Below are 16,499 nucleotides of genomic sequence, written 5' to 3'. Positions count from 1 at the left end.
AACATAACATAACGGATCGTCAAGAGCGGGGCTGACTTCGATGGCTCCCGCGGAGATGGATCGAATGGCTGCCTGCGTGATCTTTCAAGACCTGACACTTCAAATCCTGACGCTGGGCCACAACAGCCATCCCGCCGCCTCGATGGGATCGTGCAGGACGACGATCATTTGTCGGCGGGCACGATCCACATTCCCTTTTATCTCTGCCGGGGCGCGCGGCTGCTCGCCACGCGTCCGGCGCATCTCCCACAGAACCGCTTGAACAAAGGAGTCGATCGAATGTCCAGGACGCTAAAACTCGCCGTCGTGATAGGCGCTATAACATCGTTGCCAATCGCTCCGTCGGTGGCCGCTGCCGAGAACCTCAGGGTTGTCGCCAGTTTCTCGATCATCGCCGATTTCGCGAAGAATGTCGGCGGCGATCGTGTCGACATCATCACGCTGGTCGGCCCGAATGGCGACGCCCATGTCTACGAACCGAAACCGGCCGACGCGGCAACCGTCGGTTCGGCCGACGTGGTGCTGGTCAACGGCCTCCAGTTCGAGGGTTTCCTCCAGCGTCTCGTCGAGGCGAGCGCCACGAAGGCGCCGATCGTGGAATTGACCAAAGGCAGCGAGGTGTTGCGCAACGCCGAGGAAGAAGGTCACCACGATCAGGATCAAGCCGCCGAGGGCGGGGGAGAGCACGCCGCGGCGGAAGAGGGCCATGAGGAAGGGCACCATCATCACGGCGAGTCCGATCCCCATGCATGGCAGTCCGTGCACAATGCCGAACTCTATGTGAAGAACATCGCCGATGCCTTCTGCGCCGCCGATGCAGCCGGCTGCGACACTTATCGGGCCAATGCCGAATCATACGGCCAGCAGCTCGAGGCACTGGAAGCGGAGATCAAAGCTGCCGTAGCTGAGATCCCCGAGGCCAAGCGCACGATCATCACTTCCCACGACGCCTATGGCTATTTCGAACACGAATACGGCATAAAATTCCTGGCACCGGAGGGCGTCTCCACCGAATCCGAGGCTTCAGCCTCCGACGTCGCGGCCCTGATCAAACAGATCAGGCAAGACAAGGCTTCGGCAATCTTCGTCGAGAACGTCACCAATCCGCGCCTGATCGAGCAGATCGCCAGCGAGACGGGCCTGAAAGTCGGCGGTGAGCTCTACTCCGACGCCCTGTCGGATAAGAACGGTCCGGCTGCGACCTATCTCGAGATGATGCGGCACAACATCACGACGATCAAAGGCGCGATCATCGGAAGCTGACCGCCAGCCCTGTGATGGAAAGGCGGAGCAATCCGCCTCTTCGTCGATCACAACGAGTTATGTAATAACATTCAAGGAGAATACCGTGAGGACAAATTGGGCGTCAGCCACGGCCATCGCGCTGCTTGTGTCCCTATCAACAAGTGCTGCCCATGCCGAGGAGGTGACCGCATGGCGCCTCTTCATCTCGGATCACGCGGACCCGAAGGTGACCGTAGTCGATGCGATCGATGGCCAAAAGGACGCTTGAGATCAAAGGGCCGGCGTCGCTCCATCGCAGCGAAAGCGGCAGCACCGTGTTTGCCGTGCAGGGCTCGGCCGGCGTCGTTGCCGGGATCGCGAGCGGCATTTCCTTCGAGGACCACGGCGAGCACGGCGATATCGACGTCGAAGCGCCAAAACTTGCCGGCGTCGAGATCACAGGCAAGAAGCCGTCGCATTTCGTCGAGCATGACGGAGACTTCGCCGTTTTTTTCGACGGCGAGGGTGTCGTGCGCATCATCTCCGAGAAGTCGGTCCTGGAAGGCAAGCCGGATTTCAGGGCAGTGAAGACCGACGCGCCGCAGCACGGCGTCGCAGTCGCCTATGGCTCCCATGTCCTCCTGTCGGAGCCGAACAGGGAAAAGCCGGACGAACTCCCGGTCGGCATCAGGGTCGCTGACAAGGCCGGCGCGCCGATCGGCGGCATCCACGCCTGCCCAGACCTCCACGGCGAGGCGTCTTCCGGCAATATCCTGGCTTTCGCCTGCGCGACCGGCCTGCTTGTCGTCAGCCATGGCGACGGCAGCCCGGCGATCCGTCATCTGCCCTATGCCGACAGCCTGCCGGATGGCAAAACCACGACGCTGATCGGCGGCAGAGGCCTGCAATATTTCCTCGGCAACTACGGCGCCGACAAGGTGGTGCTGATCGATCCGACGATCGAGAGCGACGCATTCCGGCTGATCAACCTTCCGACGCGCCGCGTGCATTTCGCGGTCGACCCCGTTCGTGCCAAGTTCGCCTACGTCTTCACCGAGGACGGCCAGCTTCACCAGCTCGACGTGGTGAAGGGGGAGATCGCAAACTCGCTCAAGCTGACTGCCCCCTATTCGATGGACGGTCACTGGAGCGATCCGAGGCCGCGTGTCGCGGTCGCCGGCGACAAGATCGTGGTCACTGACCCACTGCAAGGCGTGCTGCATCTCGTTGACGCGACGTCGTTCGAGAAAACCGGCGACATTGCCGTCGAAGGCAAGCCCTTCGACATCGTTTCCGTCGGCGGCTCGGGTCAGACCCACGAAGGCGAATAGTCGCTCCTCCCAAGCGGCTGCCGCGCGTCCGGCCCATTCTTTTTCGGGCCGGACGCATCCAACTCGCAAGGGAAACCATGCGTGAGATACAGCACTGGGCGCGTCGTCCGGCACCGATTGCGTTTCAGCCCAGCCGTGCCGGGATCAGTCCGCGCAGTGAATTGCCGACGAACAGCGCTTTGGCCGACTTCAGATCATCCAGGCTGTAGATTGCCTCGCGGGCGCGGCCTTCGTCCAGCAATTCGCAGCGCAATACACCAGGCAGCAAGCCGCAATCGAGCCGCGGTGTTGCCAACGCGCCGTCGCCGAAATCGGCGAAGAGATTGGTGATCGTGCCCTCACAGATTTCGCCGCGCTCGTTGGCCAGCAGAACCTCGTCGGCCCGATTGATCAGATATTCGGCGCGCGCCCGCTGATAGATGTCCCGGCGGCTCGTCTTGTGGCGCAGCAGCGTGTCGCTTGAATCAAGCCGCACCCGCGCCAGTTGCAGCCTCCAGACCTTGTCGGCTGCGTGCGGCTCATAAGGCAGCGCCGAGACAGTCACCTTGCCGCTGCGCGACAGGGCCAGGCGGGTGCGCAAGGCTATGTCCGGCCGGTCGACGGCGTTCTTGAGCATCTCGCCGACCTTCTGCGGATCGCAGGCAAAACCCAGTTCGGCCGCCGAGCCATAAAGGCGTGCCAAATGGCGGTCGAAACGGAGGAAGCCCTGGCCCGGCTGCCAGCGCATGGTTTCGATCAGCTCGAAATCGGCGGTGTTCCCGTCGCGTAGCGCGCTTTCAGCAGGCACTCCTGATACTCCTCCTCGGCCGTCGAATCGAAGACGACGCCGCCGCCGACATTGTAGACGGCCTCGCCGCTGGAAAAGAGCGATATGGTGCGGATCGCCACCGAAAAGCGCATCGTGCCGCCGGGCGCGATCCAGCCGATGGCGCCGCAATAGACGTCGCGCGGCGTGGCTTCCAGATCGTGCAGGATTTCCATGGCGCGGATTTTCGGGGCGCCGGTGATCGATCCGCATGGAAACAGCGCAGCGAATATCCGGCGGATGGTGAGGTCGGGCAACAGCTTGGCCCGCACGCGGCTCACCATCTGGTGGACGGTTGGGTAGCTCTCGATGCGGAAAAGCTCCGGCACCTCCAGCGTGCCGACTTCGCTGATCAGCGAAATGTCGTTGCGCAGGAGATCGACGATCATCCGGTTCTCAGCCTGGTTCTTCTCGTCATTGAGCAAGAACGTCTTCAGCCGCTTGTCCTCCGCCTTGGTCGCGCCGCGCGGGGCGGTGCCCTTCATCGGATGCGTCTCGATCATGCCTGCGGCGTCGATCTCGAAGAACAGTTCCGGCGAACGCGACAAGACGACCGGATCGCCGAGCGCGATCAGCGCGCCGTATTTCACCGGCTGGCGCTCCGTCAGCGCGTCGAAGGCGGCCAGCGGATCGCCCGACCATTGCGCATGAACCGGAAAGGTCAGATTGCCCTGATAGCAATCACCCTTGCGAATGTGATTGTGGAGTCGGGCAAAGCGTTTTGCGTAGTCTTCCGAAGTCCAGGCGGCCCTGGCGTTGAAGATCGGGCCGTTGGTCGACGGCGCGTTGCCGGGCACAACCGGCTGTTCGACAGGCGCGTCGAAGATCCCCAGGCAGACAAGCGGGGCGCGGCGTCCGCCCGGCAGCAGCGGAACGAGCTTCGGTTCGAGCAGGTAGCCGGCCTCGTAGGAGAAATAGCCGGCCAGCCATTTGCCGGCGTCATGCGCGGCCTGCGCAATGTCCAGCGCCGGCAGGAAATCCTCTGCCTCATGCGCCACGATGATGTCGGCCGGCTGGTCGAAGACGAGCTGATGAGCGCGCTCGTCATTTCGAAAAATTGCAGAGGGCAGGGGCATGGGACTCGGATGCTGCGATCGATGACGCCAGCTATCGCTCTATATGGCGGCTCGATCGCGCGCAATCGAGAGACCGGCGTCTCAAGACGCAAACGCAGCTAGTGCAAAAGCAAACCGGCGGCACCTCGCGGGCGTCGCCGGTCCCTTATGTGCTCGATGCCGGCAGGCAATTCAGGTGTTGCTCCCGGTCCCCGCGGTCGGGAAGCGGCGCGCGAATTCCTCCTCATCGCCGGCGGCAAGCAGTTTCGCCTGCTCGATCCAGCGCTCACGCTCGATGCGGCCGTCGAAGTTCAACGTCTCCTCGATCCGCTTGACGTCGGCGGCCGTCCAGGCGGCGATTTGCGCATAGGTTGTGACTCCGAGCCCGTGGAGCAATCGCTCGTTGGCCGGACCGATGCCGATCAGGCGTCGCAGATTGCTGGCTTTGCCCACCGCCGCCTTTGTTGTCGCGGCTTTCTTTGCCGCTGGCGCAGCGCTCTTTGGTGCAGCACTCGTTGTCGATGCGGGAGGTTTTGGCGCACTTGCCGGCGACGCACTTGCCTGCGAGGGACTCGTTTTCGATGCACTGGCCTTCGGCGCGGCTGCCGCCTTCGCGGCCGCCGGTTTCTTGGAAGTGGTCTTTGCTGGCCCGGACTTTGCTGGCCCGGACTTTGCTGGCGCGGTCTTTGCTGACCCGGTCTTGGCGGGCGTCGTTTTGGCCGGCGTCGTATTGGCCGGCGCGGATGTCGCCATCAATGCCGGCGGTGCCGGGATTGCTGCCTTTGTCGCGCCGGTCTTGGTGCCTTGTGCCTCTCCCAACTGGCGCTCCAGGTCGGCGCGGGCGCCGCGGCATACTTCCAGCTCACGGGTGAGGCGGTCGGCGTCGGCGCGTACCCTGTCGCGCTCGCTGCGGGTGCGGTCCATGTCACCGCGCAGGCTGTCGAGATCGCCACGCGGGCGTCCCCAGATGAACCAGCCAACCAACACACCTGCTAGGAACGCCAGGAGCATGTAGAAAAAAGTGCCCATTGTCTCTCTCCAGTCCGATCCATCTGCCGTGGCCTGGGACCTTGGCACAAGGACCATTCAATGGTGGCTCCGCTGCTCGCGGAACAGCCGGCTTAAATCGCGCTGTCGGCGACCGGCTTTCCTGCCATGGCCAACGGCGCTGTCGCAAATCGTCGAATCCCCGTGACCGGCCGAAGATTGGCCTAAGCCCGCGCCCGACTGAGCTTGAGGCGGGACGCTATCATACGGCTTCCGGAAAGCTAACGGAAAAATTCCACGGAGAGTTATTCAAGAACAGATATTTAGAGCAAGAATAGAATGGCCCCAATATGCATTGCGGCTAAACTGTTCTGTCGAACCTGGATGTTCAGCGCTGTGTGTCAATTGTCCAAAGCTTCGAGCTCGTCGATCAGCCCGCCGATCACGCCAAGTCCAATCTGCCAGAAGGCAGGATCGGTGGCATCAAGACCGAAGGGTGCCAGGAGCTCGGAATGATGCTTGGTGCCGCCGGCGCGCAGCATGGCAAAATACTTGTCCTGAAAGCCACGCTCTGCATTCTGATAGACCGCATAGAGCGAATTCACCAGGCAGTCGCCGAACGCATAGGCGTAGACGTAGAAAGGCGAATGGATGAAGTGTGGAATATAGCTCCAGAAGACCTCGTAACCCTCGCGCAGCTTGATCGCCGGCCCGAGGCTTTCCGCCTGCACCTCCAGCCAGAACTGGCCAAGTCTGTCCGATGTCAACTCGCCGTTTTTGCGCTCGGCATGCACCTTGCGCTCGAACTCGTAGAAAGCGATCTGGCGCACGACCGTGTTGATCATGTCCTCGACCTTCTGGGCAAGCATGGCCTTGCGCTCGCGCCTGTCGGTGGTCTGGTCCAGCAGCGAGCGGAAGGTGAGCATCTCGCCGAAGACGGACGCCGTCTCGGCCAGTGTCAGCGGCGTCGAGGCCATCAGCGCGCCCTGGCCTGCGGCGAGCACCTGATGTACGCCGTGGCCAAGCTCATGCGCCAGCGTCATCACGTCGCGCGGCTTGCCCATGTAGTTGAGCAGAACATAGGGATGCGCCGACGGCACGGTCGGATGCGCGAAGGCGCCAGGCGACTTGCCAGGCCTTACTGGTGCGTCGATCCAGTTGCGGTCGAAGAAAACCCGGGCAATCTCCGCCATGTCAGGTGAAAAGCGCTGATAGGCGGAAAGCACCGTGTTCTTGGCCTCGTCCCAGCCGATGATCGCTTGCGGGGTCTCCGGCAACGGCGCGTTGCGGTCCCAGTGGTTCATCACTTCCATGCCGAGCCAGCGCGCCTTCATCGCGTAGTAGCGGTGTGACAGGCGCGGGTAAGCGTCACGAACGGCTGAGGCCAGCGCATCCACCACGCTGCGCTCGACGCGATTGGCGAGATGACGCGAATCGGCGATGTCGGCGAAGCCGCGCCAGCGGTCGGAAATCTCCTTGTCCTTGGCCAGCGTGTTGGTGATCAGCGTGAACGTGCGCAGATTCTTGCGGAAGGTTGCGGCCAGCGCTTCAGAAGCCCGGCGGCGCACCTCGCCATCGGGATGCTGGAGGCGGTTCAGCGCCGGCTCCAGGGTCAGCTCTTCGCCATCGATGTCGAAGCGCAGATCGGTCATCGTCTCGTCGAACAAGCGGTTCCAGGCGCCGCGTCCGGTAATCGACTTCTCGTGGAGAAGCTGCTCGACCCGATCTTCGAGCTGGTAGGGTTTGTCCATGCGCAGATCAAGCACCCACGGCCGGTAGTGAGCGAAGGCAGGATCGGCAGCAAGCGCGGTTTCGATCGCGGCATCGTCGACAAGATTCAGTTCGAGCGCGAAAAACAGAAGATGCGCGCTGGCGTCGGTCATCTTCTCCTGAATGTCGCCATAGAGCTTGGCGCGCTGCGGATCCGCGGTGTTACCGGCGTAGATCAGTCCGGCATAGGAGACGATCCGGCCAATCAGTTCCTCCAGCGCCTCATAGGCGGCAAGCGCCTCGCCCAGCCTGCCGCTGTCGGCACGCTCCGCCTCGGCGGCGAGCGTGCCTTTCCAGCGGCTCTCGAAGCTGATGGCATCGGCGAGCGCCTTGGCGATGTCGCGTTTCAGCTCGGGGGCGTCCATGCCGGAATAGAGATCGGCGAGATCCCATTCCGGCAGATCACCAAGCTCCGCCGCGCCCTGACCGGACGCCGCCGCCGCAAGCTGCCGACCAAAAACCATGCTCATTGCCGACACTTTCCAGATTGCAAGACCTGAGAGACCGTTTGGAAACTCTACTCTGGCGGCCATCTGATGGCGTTTTCTGCGCTTCCGGTGCTCACGGACCAGCGCATGACCCTGGAAACCGATTTCGGTTTCCGGAAAGGATCATGCGCCCAACCAAAGTGTTAGAGCGTCCTTTGCGCGTCCAATGGACGCGCGGCGCTCTAATGTCCGCTGCGCGCCGGTTCTCGAAACCACCACCATATGACTCGCCAGAGCGAATTTCGAAACAGTCTCTAAGCGGTCAGCCCCAAAGATTCAAAGGGCCAAAGATTCAAAGAGGATGAGAAAGCCGGTCAAATCCTAAGGAATTCGTTCACCGGGTTTTTTGAAAGCTTATTTAGAACCCTGTGCCAGGATGATCCATAGGGTTGGATTCCCCATTGGGAAGACACAGTGGGGTGGGCATATTGGGCGAGCATCGTTGAACCAGTCATGACAGGTTCCATACTCATAGTCGATGACGATCCCGTGCAGCGCAGGCTGCTCGAGGCGGCGGTGACGAAATTCGGCCACAGCGCGATCATCACGGATGGCGGCGAGGCCGGTCTCGATGCGCTCGACGGGCCCAAGGCGCGCGACGTGTCGGTGGTCATCCTCGACCTCGTCATGCCGGGCCTCGACGGCATCGGCGTGCTGAAGGCGATGCGTGAGCGCGGCATCCAGGTTCCGGTCATCGTACAAACCGCCCAGGGCGGCATCGAAACCGTCGTTTCGGCCATGCGTCACGGTGCTTTCGATTTCGTCGTCAAGCCGGCATCTCCCGACAGGCTGCAGGCATCGATCGGCAACGCGCTCAAAGTCGAGGCGGTCGAGGGAGAAGTGAAGCGCACGTCGCGGCGGCGCGGCGGCCATCTGACCTTCAAGGACATGATCACGCACAGCCCGGCGATGGACCGGGTGATCCGTCTCGGCCAGAAGGCGGCCGCGTCCAACATCCCGATCCTTATCGAAGGCGAATCCGGGGTCGGCAAGGAGCTGGTGGCGCGCGCCATCCAGGGCAGCGGCGATCGCCGCTCAAAACCGTTCGTCACCGTCAATTGCGGCGCCATCCCCGACAATCTGGTCGAATCGATCCTGTTCGGCCACGAGAAGGGCTCGTTCACCGGCGCCACCGAAAAACACACCGGCAAGTTCGTCGAGGCGCATTCGGGCACGCTCTTCCTCGACGAGATCGGCGACCTGCCGCTCGACGTGCAGGTCAAGCTGCTGCGCGCCGTGCAGGACGGTGAGGTCGATCCGGTCGGCGGGCGTTCGACCGTCAGGGTCGACATCAGGCTGATCTCGGCGACACACCGCAATCTTCTGCAGCAGGTCAAGGACGGCAAGTTCCGCGAGGATCTGTTCTACCGCCTGAACGTCTATCCGATCTTCGTCCCGCCGCTGCGCGACCGTCGCGACGACATTCCCTATTTGGTCGAGCATTTTCTGGAGAAGGTCGCGCCCACCGGTCCACGTCATCGCCTGCACGGCATTTCGGCCGCGGCGCTCGCCATGCTGCAGGCCTACGACTGGCCGGGAAATATCCGCCAGCTAGAAAACGCCGTCTTCCGGGCCTCGGTGCTTTGTGAAGGCGATCTGCTGACCGAAGAGGAGTTTCCGCAGATCCGGGCGCAGGTCGAGGGCACCGTCAACCTCGATGCGCATGGCGCGCTGCCCGCGTTGCCTTTGGTCACCGAGCCGCTTGGCGAGGATAACGGCATCGCTGTAGCCGAGCTCGATCCGCCAGCCAGGCCGCAGCCTCGCTTCGGCACGCTGCGGGCGCTGGACGAACGCGGCAATGTGCGGGCGCTGGCCGATGTCGAACTCGAAATGATCAAGCTCGCCATCGACCATTATAGCGGCCAGATGAGCGAAGTTGCCCGCCGCCTCGGCATCGGCCGCTCGACGCTCTACAGGAAGCTCAAGGAATATGGCATCGATCCGGAAACGGGCCGTATCGACCGGCTTGCTTCCTGACAGGCAAGCCCGGACCAGCTTGCCAACCTGGCATCAGGACAATCGACAGTCGTCGAATCGGGCGTGACGCGGTCGGGCGATGCGCTTGCCGGCAGTGTTCACGCATTGAAGCGTCTGGTAACAGATCGTGTTCAGGCAAAGCCCAAAACATGATCTAAACCAGCAGTTTACCAAGAAACCCCGTGCAATATTTTTGACGGGATATCGCCACGGTGTTACCGCATTTCGGCTTCAATAAGCGATGATTAACCATTAGGATCGATATTCGGATGTGAACACCACCGCATCCGTTGGTCAAATCCGGGGACAAACGGCAGCCTGCAAGGCCTTTTGATTTGAACAAAGTCGAACGACACACAAACGGGCGGCACTATCACATGAGCGCCTGGCCGAGATGGCTGGCAGCGGTGATTCTCGCCTTTGGCTTCCTTACAGCGGCTGCGACCGGCGCCAGCGCCCAGACACGTTCGCTGAAACTCTTCAACCTGCACACCAAAGAGAAGGCGGAGATCGTCTTCAAGCGCGGCGGCCGCTACGATCAGGCGGGTCTGAAAAAGATCAACGTCATCCTGCGCGACTGGCGCCGCAACGAGCCGACCAAGATGGATCCGCGCCTGCTCGACCTGGTCTGGGAGGCTTACCGGCAGAGCGGCGCCCGCGACTATATCCAGGTCGTGTGCGGTTATCGCTCGTCGTCGACGAACTCGATGCTGCGCAGCCGCAGCAGGGGCGTTGCCAAGAAAAGCCAGCATACGCTCGGCAAGGCCATGGACTTCTACATTCCCGGCGTGCCGCTGAAGAAACTGCGCGACATCGGTCTGCGGATGCAGGGTGGTGGCGTCGGTTATTATCCGAGGTCCGGCTCGCCCTTTGTCCACATGGATGTCGGCAATGTGCGGCACTGGCCTGGCATCAGCCGCCAGGAACTGGCGCGCGTGTTCCCCAACGGCAAGACGCTGCATGTGCCGAGCGACGGCAAGCCGTTGCCCGGCTATTCACAGGCGCTCGCCTCGTACAAGGCGCGGAAGGGCGCCGGCGCTCCCGCCATCGAAATGGCCAGCGCAGGTGGCGGTGCCAAAAGAACCGGCGGTCTGCTGGCGGCTTTCTTCGGCGGCGGTGAAGACGAGGCCGATGACAGCGCCGATGTGGTGGCCGCGCCAACGCCGAAGTCAACCAATGTGAAGGCGGCGAGCGTGAAGCTGGCGATTGCCAAGCCGGCACCGGCCGCCAGGAACAGCAAGCTTCCGGGCATTGCCATCGTGTCGCCTGAGGATGCGAAGCGCGCCGAGATTCCGCAAATCGCCGATGCCCCTGCTCCGGAACCGGAGGAGGACACGCCGGAAACGATCATCGCGGCGCTGCCGGCGCGCAGCGTGCCGCTGCCCGATTTCGCCCCGCGTCCGAAGGCCGATGTCGCTCAGCCGCCCGAAAACGTTCCGTTCGGCGTGGCGGATGCCACCGCCACCACCGAACAGGCGGTGACGACCGCGCAAGCGCCGGCGAACGCTCCCTTCGGCATGGCCGAACCGTCCGTTGTCGCCGATGCGGCGCAGGTTGCCGCCAACAACATTCCGTTGCCGACCTGGCGCCCCAATCACTCGTTGCCGGCCGACCTTGCAGCGGCCGACCTTGCGCCCCAGGACAAGGCTGTGCTTCTGGCGCTGGCGGATACGGCCGGGCACGGCAAGACCGCTACCGATGTGTTCTCGGTGCTGCCGTCGGCTCGGCCAGATCTGGCCCATCCTGACTTGGCCCAGCCCGAGTTGGTCCAGCATGATCAGGTCCAGTCCGCCGCGGTCCAGTCTGACGCGGTCAAAGCTGTCCTCGAGCGGGTCAGCGCAACCGACGAATACCAGGTCGCTTCGCTCTCCCAGCCAAGCGCGGTCCTCGGTGAGCCGGCGAAGGGCAATGCCGCATCGCCGCGCGAGGCTGTCTTTGCCCGCCCGGCTGGCTCCGATCCGGCCGCGGCGATCGGCACGGGTGTGAAGACCACCCGCAAGGCAGCCAGGGCAACCGCCCGTGACCTGAAGCCTGGTCCCAAGTCCGTGGTGGTCGCCGCCGAGCCGAAGGCGGCGCGCTGGGCGTTGAACAGCGGCGAGAATGTCGCCACTGTCTCCAGCGCAACGACGGCGCCGCGCTACGCCTACAATATCGTGCACACGCCCCCAACCGAAGTCTATACCGTGGGCTTCCAGTCGGACGATCAACTGGCCGACGCCAACCGGTTCACCGGCAATGCCGTCAAGTTCCTGTCGGTCGCCCGCTTCAGGACCGAGTAGCGGATCGACCAACCAATAAAAAGCCGCGTCGGCAACCCGCGCGGCTTTTTTTATGCATGTCGTTATCGCAAAACCGCTGCATGCTTCTGCGTGGCACGCATCGGTCCGCTTGGGGTGAGAGTGTCTCTATCGCCCGAGCTTGCTCGCGGCGCGCGCCAGGGCTTCGATTTCGTCCCATTTGCCGGCCTTGACCAAATCGTCCGGCGCCACCCAGGAGCCGCCGACGCAGATGACGTTGGGCAGGCTCAGATAGTCGCTGGCGTTCTTGTCGGTGATGCCGCCGGTCGGGCAGAATTTGACATCGGCGAGCGGCGAGGCGAATGCCTTGAGCGAGGCGATGCCGCCCGACTGTTCTGCCGGGAAGAATTTCAGGAAGCGCAAGCCCGCCTCGCGGGCGGCCATGATCTCACCGGGCGTGATGGCGCCGGGCAGCAACGGAACGTCACTGTCCTTCGCCGCCGCCAGAAGCTCGCGGGTGATGCCGGGGCTGACGATGAACTTCGACCCGGCTGCCGCCGCCTCGCCGAACTGGCGGGCGTCCAGAATGGTGCCGGCGCCGACGATGGCGTCTTCGACCTCGCTTGCCACGAGCCGGATCGCCTCCAGCGCATCAGCGGTCCGCAGCGTGATCTCGATCGCCGGCAGGCCGCCGCGCGCCAGCGCGCGCGCCAGCGGCACGGCATCGGCGAGATTGGCGATCTTCAGCACCGGGATAACCGGTTGGCCGTTGAGGAGCGACAGGAGCTTTTCGGTCTTGCTGGGCATTTGTCGTCTCTCCGGTATTGATCCGTTCAATCGGTTAGCAGAAGGCCGGTTTTCTGTCCACGAAGCGAGGCGTGTCGCGATGTCACGCGCTGCCGGCAAGTCCGTCAGACCGGCCGTCAAAGGCCACCAAAGGAGAAGCTGCTCCGCGCGGCGGCCTTGAATCGGCTTTCATGAGCGTTTAGTGGCTTCGGCGATGACACTGCCCAATCAAGCCGTGCGCGTTGTCGCGCTCTACAGGTTTGCCCGGCTCGACGACTTCGAGGCGTTGCGCGCGCCGCTCGCCGCCTTTTGCTGCGGACGCGGTATCAAGGGCACGCTGCTGCTGGCGCATGAGGGCATCAACGGCACGGTCGCCGGCAGCGAAGCTGACATCGCCGCGCTCATCGATCATCTCGAATCCATCGAAGGTCTCGCCGGTCTCGAGGTCAAGTACAGCAGCGCCGCGCAGATGCCGTTTCACCGCATGAAGGTGCGGCTGAAGCGCGAGATCGTCACCATGGGTGTTGGGGATCTCGATCCGGCGGCAAGCGCCGGCACCTATGTCGCACCGGCCGACTGGAACGCTCTGATATCGGATGCGGACACGATCGTCATCGACACGCGCAACGCCTACGAGGTATCGATCGGCACGTTCAAGGGAGCGGTCGACCCCGCGACAACGAGCTTTCGCGAATTCCCGGCCTGGGTCGAGCAGCATCGGGCCGAACTCGTCGGCCGCAAGGTGGCCATGTTCTGCACCGGCGGCATACGCTGCGAGAAGGCAACGGCCTATGTGAAGTCGCTCGGCTTCGAGGATGTGTTCCATCTCAAGGGCGGTATCCTGAAATATCTCGAAGAGGTGCCTGCCGAGCAAAGCCTTTGGCAGGGCGAGTGCTTCGTCTTCGACGAACGCGTCTCGGTGTCGCACGGCTTGGTCGAGGGTGAGGCCGAACTTTGCCGCGCCTGCCGGCATCCGCTGACCGGGCAGGACCTGCTGTCGTCGACATACGCCGCCGGCATCTCATGCCCGCATTGCTACGATGCCCGTTCCGACGAGGATCGCGCCCGCTACGCCGAGCGTCAACGCCAGGTCGAGCTGGCGCAAGCGCAAGGCAGGGCTCCGCATATCGGACGTTAAAGCGACGTGCGTCAGCTTGGATGCACAAAGTACGCTCTAACACTTTGAATCCATAAATCGTGGTTTCCGAAAATCGATTCCGATTTTCGGCCCAACGCGTTGGACAAGGCGGATTCTGAGATCATCTCGTTTGTGCCATCACCGGCAAAGCGCCCATCCGTCATTGTAATGTCCATATGCGGGGCCTACCTGTTCAACGTCCGAAATCCTGCCCGGCGCTTTCGGCCGGCCAATTCTGGAGGCACTGATGTTCGATCCCAAGAAGCTCCTCAATGATCTGCTCGGCTCGCAAATTCCCGGAACCGGATCGACCGTGCGCGACAAAGGGGGCCAGGCGGTGCAAATGGCCAAGGACAATCCGCTGGCCGCTGGCGCGCTGGCCGCGGTGCTGCTCGGAACCGGCGCTGGCCGTCAGGTCGCCGGCACGGCGGTGAAGCTCGGCGGCCTGGCCGTCGTCGGCGGCCTCGCCTACAAGGCCTACCAGAACTACAAGAACGGCAAGGCGCCGGCTGAAACGCAAGTTGCCGGTGAACCGGAATTGCTGCCGCCGCCCGCCGACACCAGCTTTCATCCCTCGCAGGCGCCGCAAGGCGAGGACGAATTCACGCTGACGCTGGTGCGCGCGATGATTTCGGCGGCGAAGGCCGACGGCCATATCGACGACGACGAACGGCAAAAGATCGCCGGCAAGCTCAGTCTCGCGGGCATCGACTCCGACGCGGAGAAATTCCTGTTGTCGGAACTGGAAAGGCCGCTCGACCTGGATACGCTGGTCGCCGGCGCCCAAACCGACGCCCAGAAGCTCGAGCTCTACACCGCCTCGCGCCTCGCCATCGATCCGAATACACGTGCCGAACGCGGCTATCTCGATCTGCTCGCCGGCCGCCTCAGCTTGCCCGATGCACTGCTCGACCATGTCGAGGCGACGGTGGCGGCGGCAAAAGTGCCGGCGCCAAAGGTGCCGGAGTCTGGGGTGCCGGAGTCAGGGGTGCCGGCGTCAGGGGTGCCGGGATCGGGCAAGGCAACCGCCAATTCGCGCTGGTAGGCTTCGGGGCCGCGGAGAGCGGCAATCCGGCGTCCTTTCGCGTTAATGTCTCGTTTACCCAGGAAGCGCATGATTTTAAGCAGTCGGATCGGCTTTCCTCCTCCCAGCCGGTTCAGATTAGGGCGGCCGCCAATGGCCGCCCTTTTTGTCGCAGCCGGTTAGCGCATAAGCCGAAATCGGAATCGATTTTTGCAAGCGATCATGCGCAAATTCAAAATTGCTCAAAATCATGGTGCTATAGCGTCCTTGCGGGCATGCGGCGCTGTAGGAGGACAGTTATGACAGACTACAAAACAGCCATCGTCACTGGTGCCGGCACGGGCATCGGCAAGAGCGTCGCCACGGCGCTGCTCAGAGCCGGCTGGAATACGGTGTTCTGCGGACGCCGCAAGCCGGTGCTGGACAAGGCAATCGCTGGGGCCGGATCGACACAAGCCAAGGCGCTGGCGGTCGCCTGCGACATCAGCAAGGCCGACCAGGTCGACGATCTGTTCGAGACGGTGGCGGCGGCTTTCGGTCGTGTCGACCTGCTCTTCAACAATGCCGGCGCGGGCTACAAGTCGACATTGATCGACGAGATCCCCGTCGAGGTGTGGAACGACATCGTGGGGGTCAATCTCACCGGCTCGTTCCTGTGCGCCCGCGCCGCCTTCGGCGCCATGCGCAGGCAGCAGCCGATGGGTGGCCGCATCATCAACAACGGCTCGGTGTCTGCCTATGCGCCGCGTCCGGGCTCAGTGCCCTATACCGCGACCAAGCACGCCATTACCGGGCTGACCAAGACACTGGCGCTGGACGGCCGGCCTTTTGACATCGCCTGCGGCCAGATCGACATCGGTAACGCCTTGACCGACATGGCGCAGGCGATGACGGTCGGAGTACCGCAAGCCAATGGCTCCATCGCCGCCGAAGCGGTGATGGATGTCCAGCAGGTCGCCAATGCCGTCCTCCATATGGCCAGCCTGCCGCTCGACGCCAATGTGCTGTTCATGACCGTGATGGCGACGAAGATGCCGTATGTCGGGCGAGGGTGAGCGGCCGGTTCGCGTAAGCGAATTCATCGTGCCACTGGCACGATGAAAGGCCGGCGACGCCGGGACGCTGCGCAGCAGCGGGGACCCGGCCGGGCGGCGTTCAATTTTGGCTAATGCATGTCGCGCAAAAGTGCGCAGCGGTTTTGCGAGAACGACATGCATAAAACAAGAACTAAAGCGCGTCGCATCCTTCAAACGCGATGCGCTTTAGGACTGCGTCACCGAAAGCGGCACGCCCGGAAGATATAGCGAAATAGGGCGGATTTCGTAGACGGCCGTCGGATTGACACGGCGAAAGTCGCGCGCAATCGCGATCGCGGCGTCGCGCGTGGCGCAGTCGACGACGTATAGTCCCAACAATTGCTCCTTGGTCTCGGCGAAGGGTCCGTCAATGACCATTCCGGCGCCCGGCCCGCGCAAGGTGCACGCGTCTTGGGTCGCTCCGAGCCGCGCCGCCGGGCCGAGGCTACCATCCCGGTAAAGCCGTTCGTGGATCTGGAGCAGGTCGGCCATCAGCGCCGCGTCCTCCTCCGGCGTCAGCGCCGTGATCACTTCTTCCACGTGATAGGCAAGGATGGCATAGAACATCTGACATCTCCTTTCGTCGGTCGCGTACCCGCCC

At 63.0% G+C, this 16,499-nt stretch carries 13 protein-coding genes; 7 read left to right on the top strand and 6 right to left on the bottom strand.

Annotated elements, in window-relative coordinates; all coding sequences use genetic code 11:
- The first annotated feature begins 279 nt into the window (after window positions 1-279).
- Both aztC and aztD read left to right on the top strand, forming a co-directional pair.
- Entirely contained in the window at window positions 280-1,263 is a 984-nt protein-coding gene (gene aztC / locus M727_RS0114190; RefSeq protein ID WP_027153238.1) for a zinc ABC transporter substrate-binding protein AztC, read from the top strand.
- Window positions 1,264-1,493: 230 nt separating this feature from the next.
- The gene (aztD, locus tag M727_RS36445) at window positions 1,494-2,555 is read left to right on the top strand and encodes a zinc metallochaperone AztD (protein WP_245268619.1); all 1,062 of its coding nucleotides are present in this window, start codon (window positions 1,494-1,496) and stop codon (window positions 2,553-2,555) included.
- A 124-nt stretch (window positions 2,556-2,679) separates the two neighbouring features.
- Here aztD and M727_RS0114180 read toward each other — a convergent pair whose 3' ends face one another.
- The 4 genes from M727_RS0114180 to M727_RS0114165 all read right to left on the bottom strand — a co-directional run bounded on the left by M727_RS0114180 (window position 2,680) and on the right by M727_RS0114165 (window position 7,642).
- Window positions 2,680-3,342, bottom strand: a complete 663-nt coding sequence (locus M727_RS0114180) for an aminotransferase class IV family protein (protein WP_027153237.1) — start codon at window positions 3,340-3,342, stop codon at window positions 2,680-2,682.
- Window positions 3,291-4,436 carry an aminodeoxychorismate synthase component I gene (locus tag M727_RS0114175; protein ID WP_027153236.1) on the bottom strand — a complete coding sequence of 382 codons (1,146 nt, stop codon included), beginning with the start codon at window positions 4,434-4,436 and terminating at the stop codon, window positions 3,291-3,293. The genes M727_RS0114180 and M727_RS0114175 overlap by 52 nt, the downstream gene beginning before the upstream one ends.
- Window positions 4,437-4,607: 171 nt before the next feature.
- A complete protein-coding gene (locus tag M727_RS0114170) occupies window positions 4,608-5,444 on the bottom strand; it encodes an NADH dehydrogenase (protein ID WP_027153235.1) in 837 nt (278 codons plus the stop codon).
- Window positions 5,445-5,803: 359 nt separating this feature from the next.
- A complete protein-coding gene (locus M727_RS0114165) occupies window positions 5,804-7,642 on the bottom strand; it encodes a M3 family oligoendopeptidase (protein ID WP_027153234.1) in 1,839 nt (612 codons plus the stop codon).
- A 471-nt stretch (window positions 7,643-8,113) separates the two neighbouring features.
- Here M727_RS0114165 and M727_RS0114160 point away from each other — a divergent pair, with 471 nt between their 5' ends.
- Together M727_RS0114160 and M727_RS0114155 are read left to right on the top strand one after the other, a co-directional pair.
- Entirely contained in the window at window positions 8,114-9,637 is a 1,524-nt protein-coding gene (locus M727_RS0114160; protein ID WP_027153233.1) for a sigma-54 dependent transcriptional regulator, read from the top strand.
- Between the two features lie 377 nt (window positions 9,638-10,014).
- Entirely contained in the window at window positions 10,015-11,916 is a 1,902-nt protein-coding gene (locus M727_RS0114155; protein ID WP_027153232.1) for a DUF882 domain-containing protein, read from the top strand.
- A 126-nt stretch (window positions 11,917-12,042) separates the two neighbouring features.
- Here the strand turns inward: M727_RS0114155 and M727_RS0114150 are convergent, their stop codons facing one another.
- Window positions 12,043-12,681 carry a 2-dehydro-3-deoxy-phosphogluconate aldolase gene (locus M727_RS0114150; RefSeq protein WP_027153231.1) on the bottom strand — a complete coding sequence of 213 codons (639 nt, stop codon included), beginning with the start codon at window positions 12,679-12,681 and terminating at the stop codon, window positions 12,043-12,045.
- 193 nt (window positions 12,682-12,874) lie between these two features.
- Here M727_RS0114150 and M727_RS0114145 point away from each other — a divergent pair, with 193 nt between their 5' ends.
- The 3 genes from M727_RS0114145 to M727_RS0114130 all read left to right on the top strand — a co-directional run bounded on the left by M727_RS0114145 (window position 12,875) and on the right by M727_RS0114130 (window position 15,877).
- On the top strand, window positions 12,875-13,798 hold the full coding sequence (locus tag M727_RS0114145; RefSeq protein ID WP_027153230.1) for a rhodanese-related sulfurtransferase: 924 nt from the start codon (window positions 12,875-12,877) through the stop codon (window positions 13,796-13,798).
- Between the two features lie 247 nt (window positions 13,799-14,045).
- Window positions 14,046-14,843: a tellurite resistance TerB family protein gene (locus tag M727_RS36440; RefSeq protein ID WP_084646728.1), complete on the top strand. Its 798-nt coding sequence runs from the start codon at window positions 14,046-14,048 to the stop codon at window positions 14,841-14,843.
- A gap of 278 nt (window positions 14,844-15,121) precedes the next feature.
- Entirely contained in the window at window positions 15,122-15,877 is a 756-nt protein-coding gene (locus M727_RS0114130; protein ID WP_027153229.1) for an SDR family oxidoreductase, read from the top strand.
- 207 nt (window positions 15,878-16,084) lie between these two features.
- On the opposite strand, the gene M727_RS0114125 is transcribed toward M727_RS0114130, so the two are convergent.
- Window positions 16,085-16,465, bottom strand: a complete 381-nt coding sequence (locus tag M727_RS0114125; RefSeq protein ID WP_027153228.1) for a YciI family protein — start codon at window positions 16,463-16,465, stop codon at window positions 16,085-16,087.
- Window positions 16,466-16,499 lie beyond the last annotated feature (34 nt).

This window comes from Mesorhizobium sp. WSM2561 (assembly GCF_000513915.1).
Classification (GTDB): domain Bacteria; phylum Pseudomonadota; class Alphaproteobacteria; order Rhizobiales; family Rhizobiaceae; genus Mesorhizobium; species Mesorhizobium muleiense.
The sequence above is the reverse complement of the archived record's forward strand: the minus strand, read 5'-3'. Positions and strand labels throughout refer to the sequence as shown.

Bases quoted from the DNA above. Each gene is read 5' to 3' on its own strand.
- M727_RS0114170 (WP_027153235.1), bottom strand. From the start codon at position 5,444: ATGGGCACTTTTTTCTACATGCTCCTGGCGTTCCTAGCAGGTGTGTTG.
- M727_RS0114155 (WP_027153232.1), top strand. From the start codon at position 10,015: ATGAGCGCCTGGCCGAGATGGCTGGCAGCGGTGATTCTCGCCTTTGGC.
- M727_RS0114145 (WP_027153230.1), top strand. From the start codon at position 12,875: ATGACACTGCCCAATCAAGCCGTGCGCGTTGTCGCGCTCTACAGGTTT.
- M727_RS36440 (WP_084646728.1), top strand. From the start codon at position 14,046: ATGTTCGATCCCAAGAAGCTCCTCAATGATCTGCTCGGCTCGCAAATT.
- M727_RS0114125 (WP_027153228.1), bottom strand. From the start codon at position 16,465: ATGTTCTATGCCATCCTTGCCTATCACGTGGAAGAAGTGATCACGGCG.
- M727_RS0114160 (WP_027153233.1), top strand. From the start codon at position 8,114: ATGACAGGTTCCATACTCATAGTCGATGACGATCCCGTGCAGCGCAGG.
- aztC (WP_027153238.1), top strand. From the start codon at position 280: ATGTCCAGGACGCTAAAACTCGCCGTCGTGATAGGCGCTATAACATCG.
- aztD (WP_245268619.1), top strand. From the start codon at position 1,494: ATGGCCAAAAGGACGCTTGAGATCAAAGGGCCGGCGTCGCTCCATCGC.
- M727_RS0114130 (WP_027153229.1), top strand. From the start codon at position 15,122: ATGACAGACTACAAAACAGCCATCGTCACTGGTGCCGGCACGGGCATC.
- M727_RS0114175 (WP_027153236.1), bottom strand. From the start codon at position 4,436: ATGCCCCTGCCCTCTGCAATTTTTCGAAATGACGAGCGCGCTCATCAG.
- M727_RS0114150 (WP_027153231.1), bottom strand. From the start codon at position 12,681: ATGCCCAGCAAGACCGAAAAGCTCCTGTCGCTCCTCAACGGCCAACCG.
- M727_RS0114165 (WP_027153234.1), bottom strand. From the start codon at position 7,642: ATGAGCATGGTTTTTGGTCGGCAGCTTGCGGCGGCGGCGTCCGGTCAG.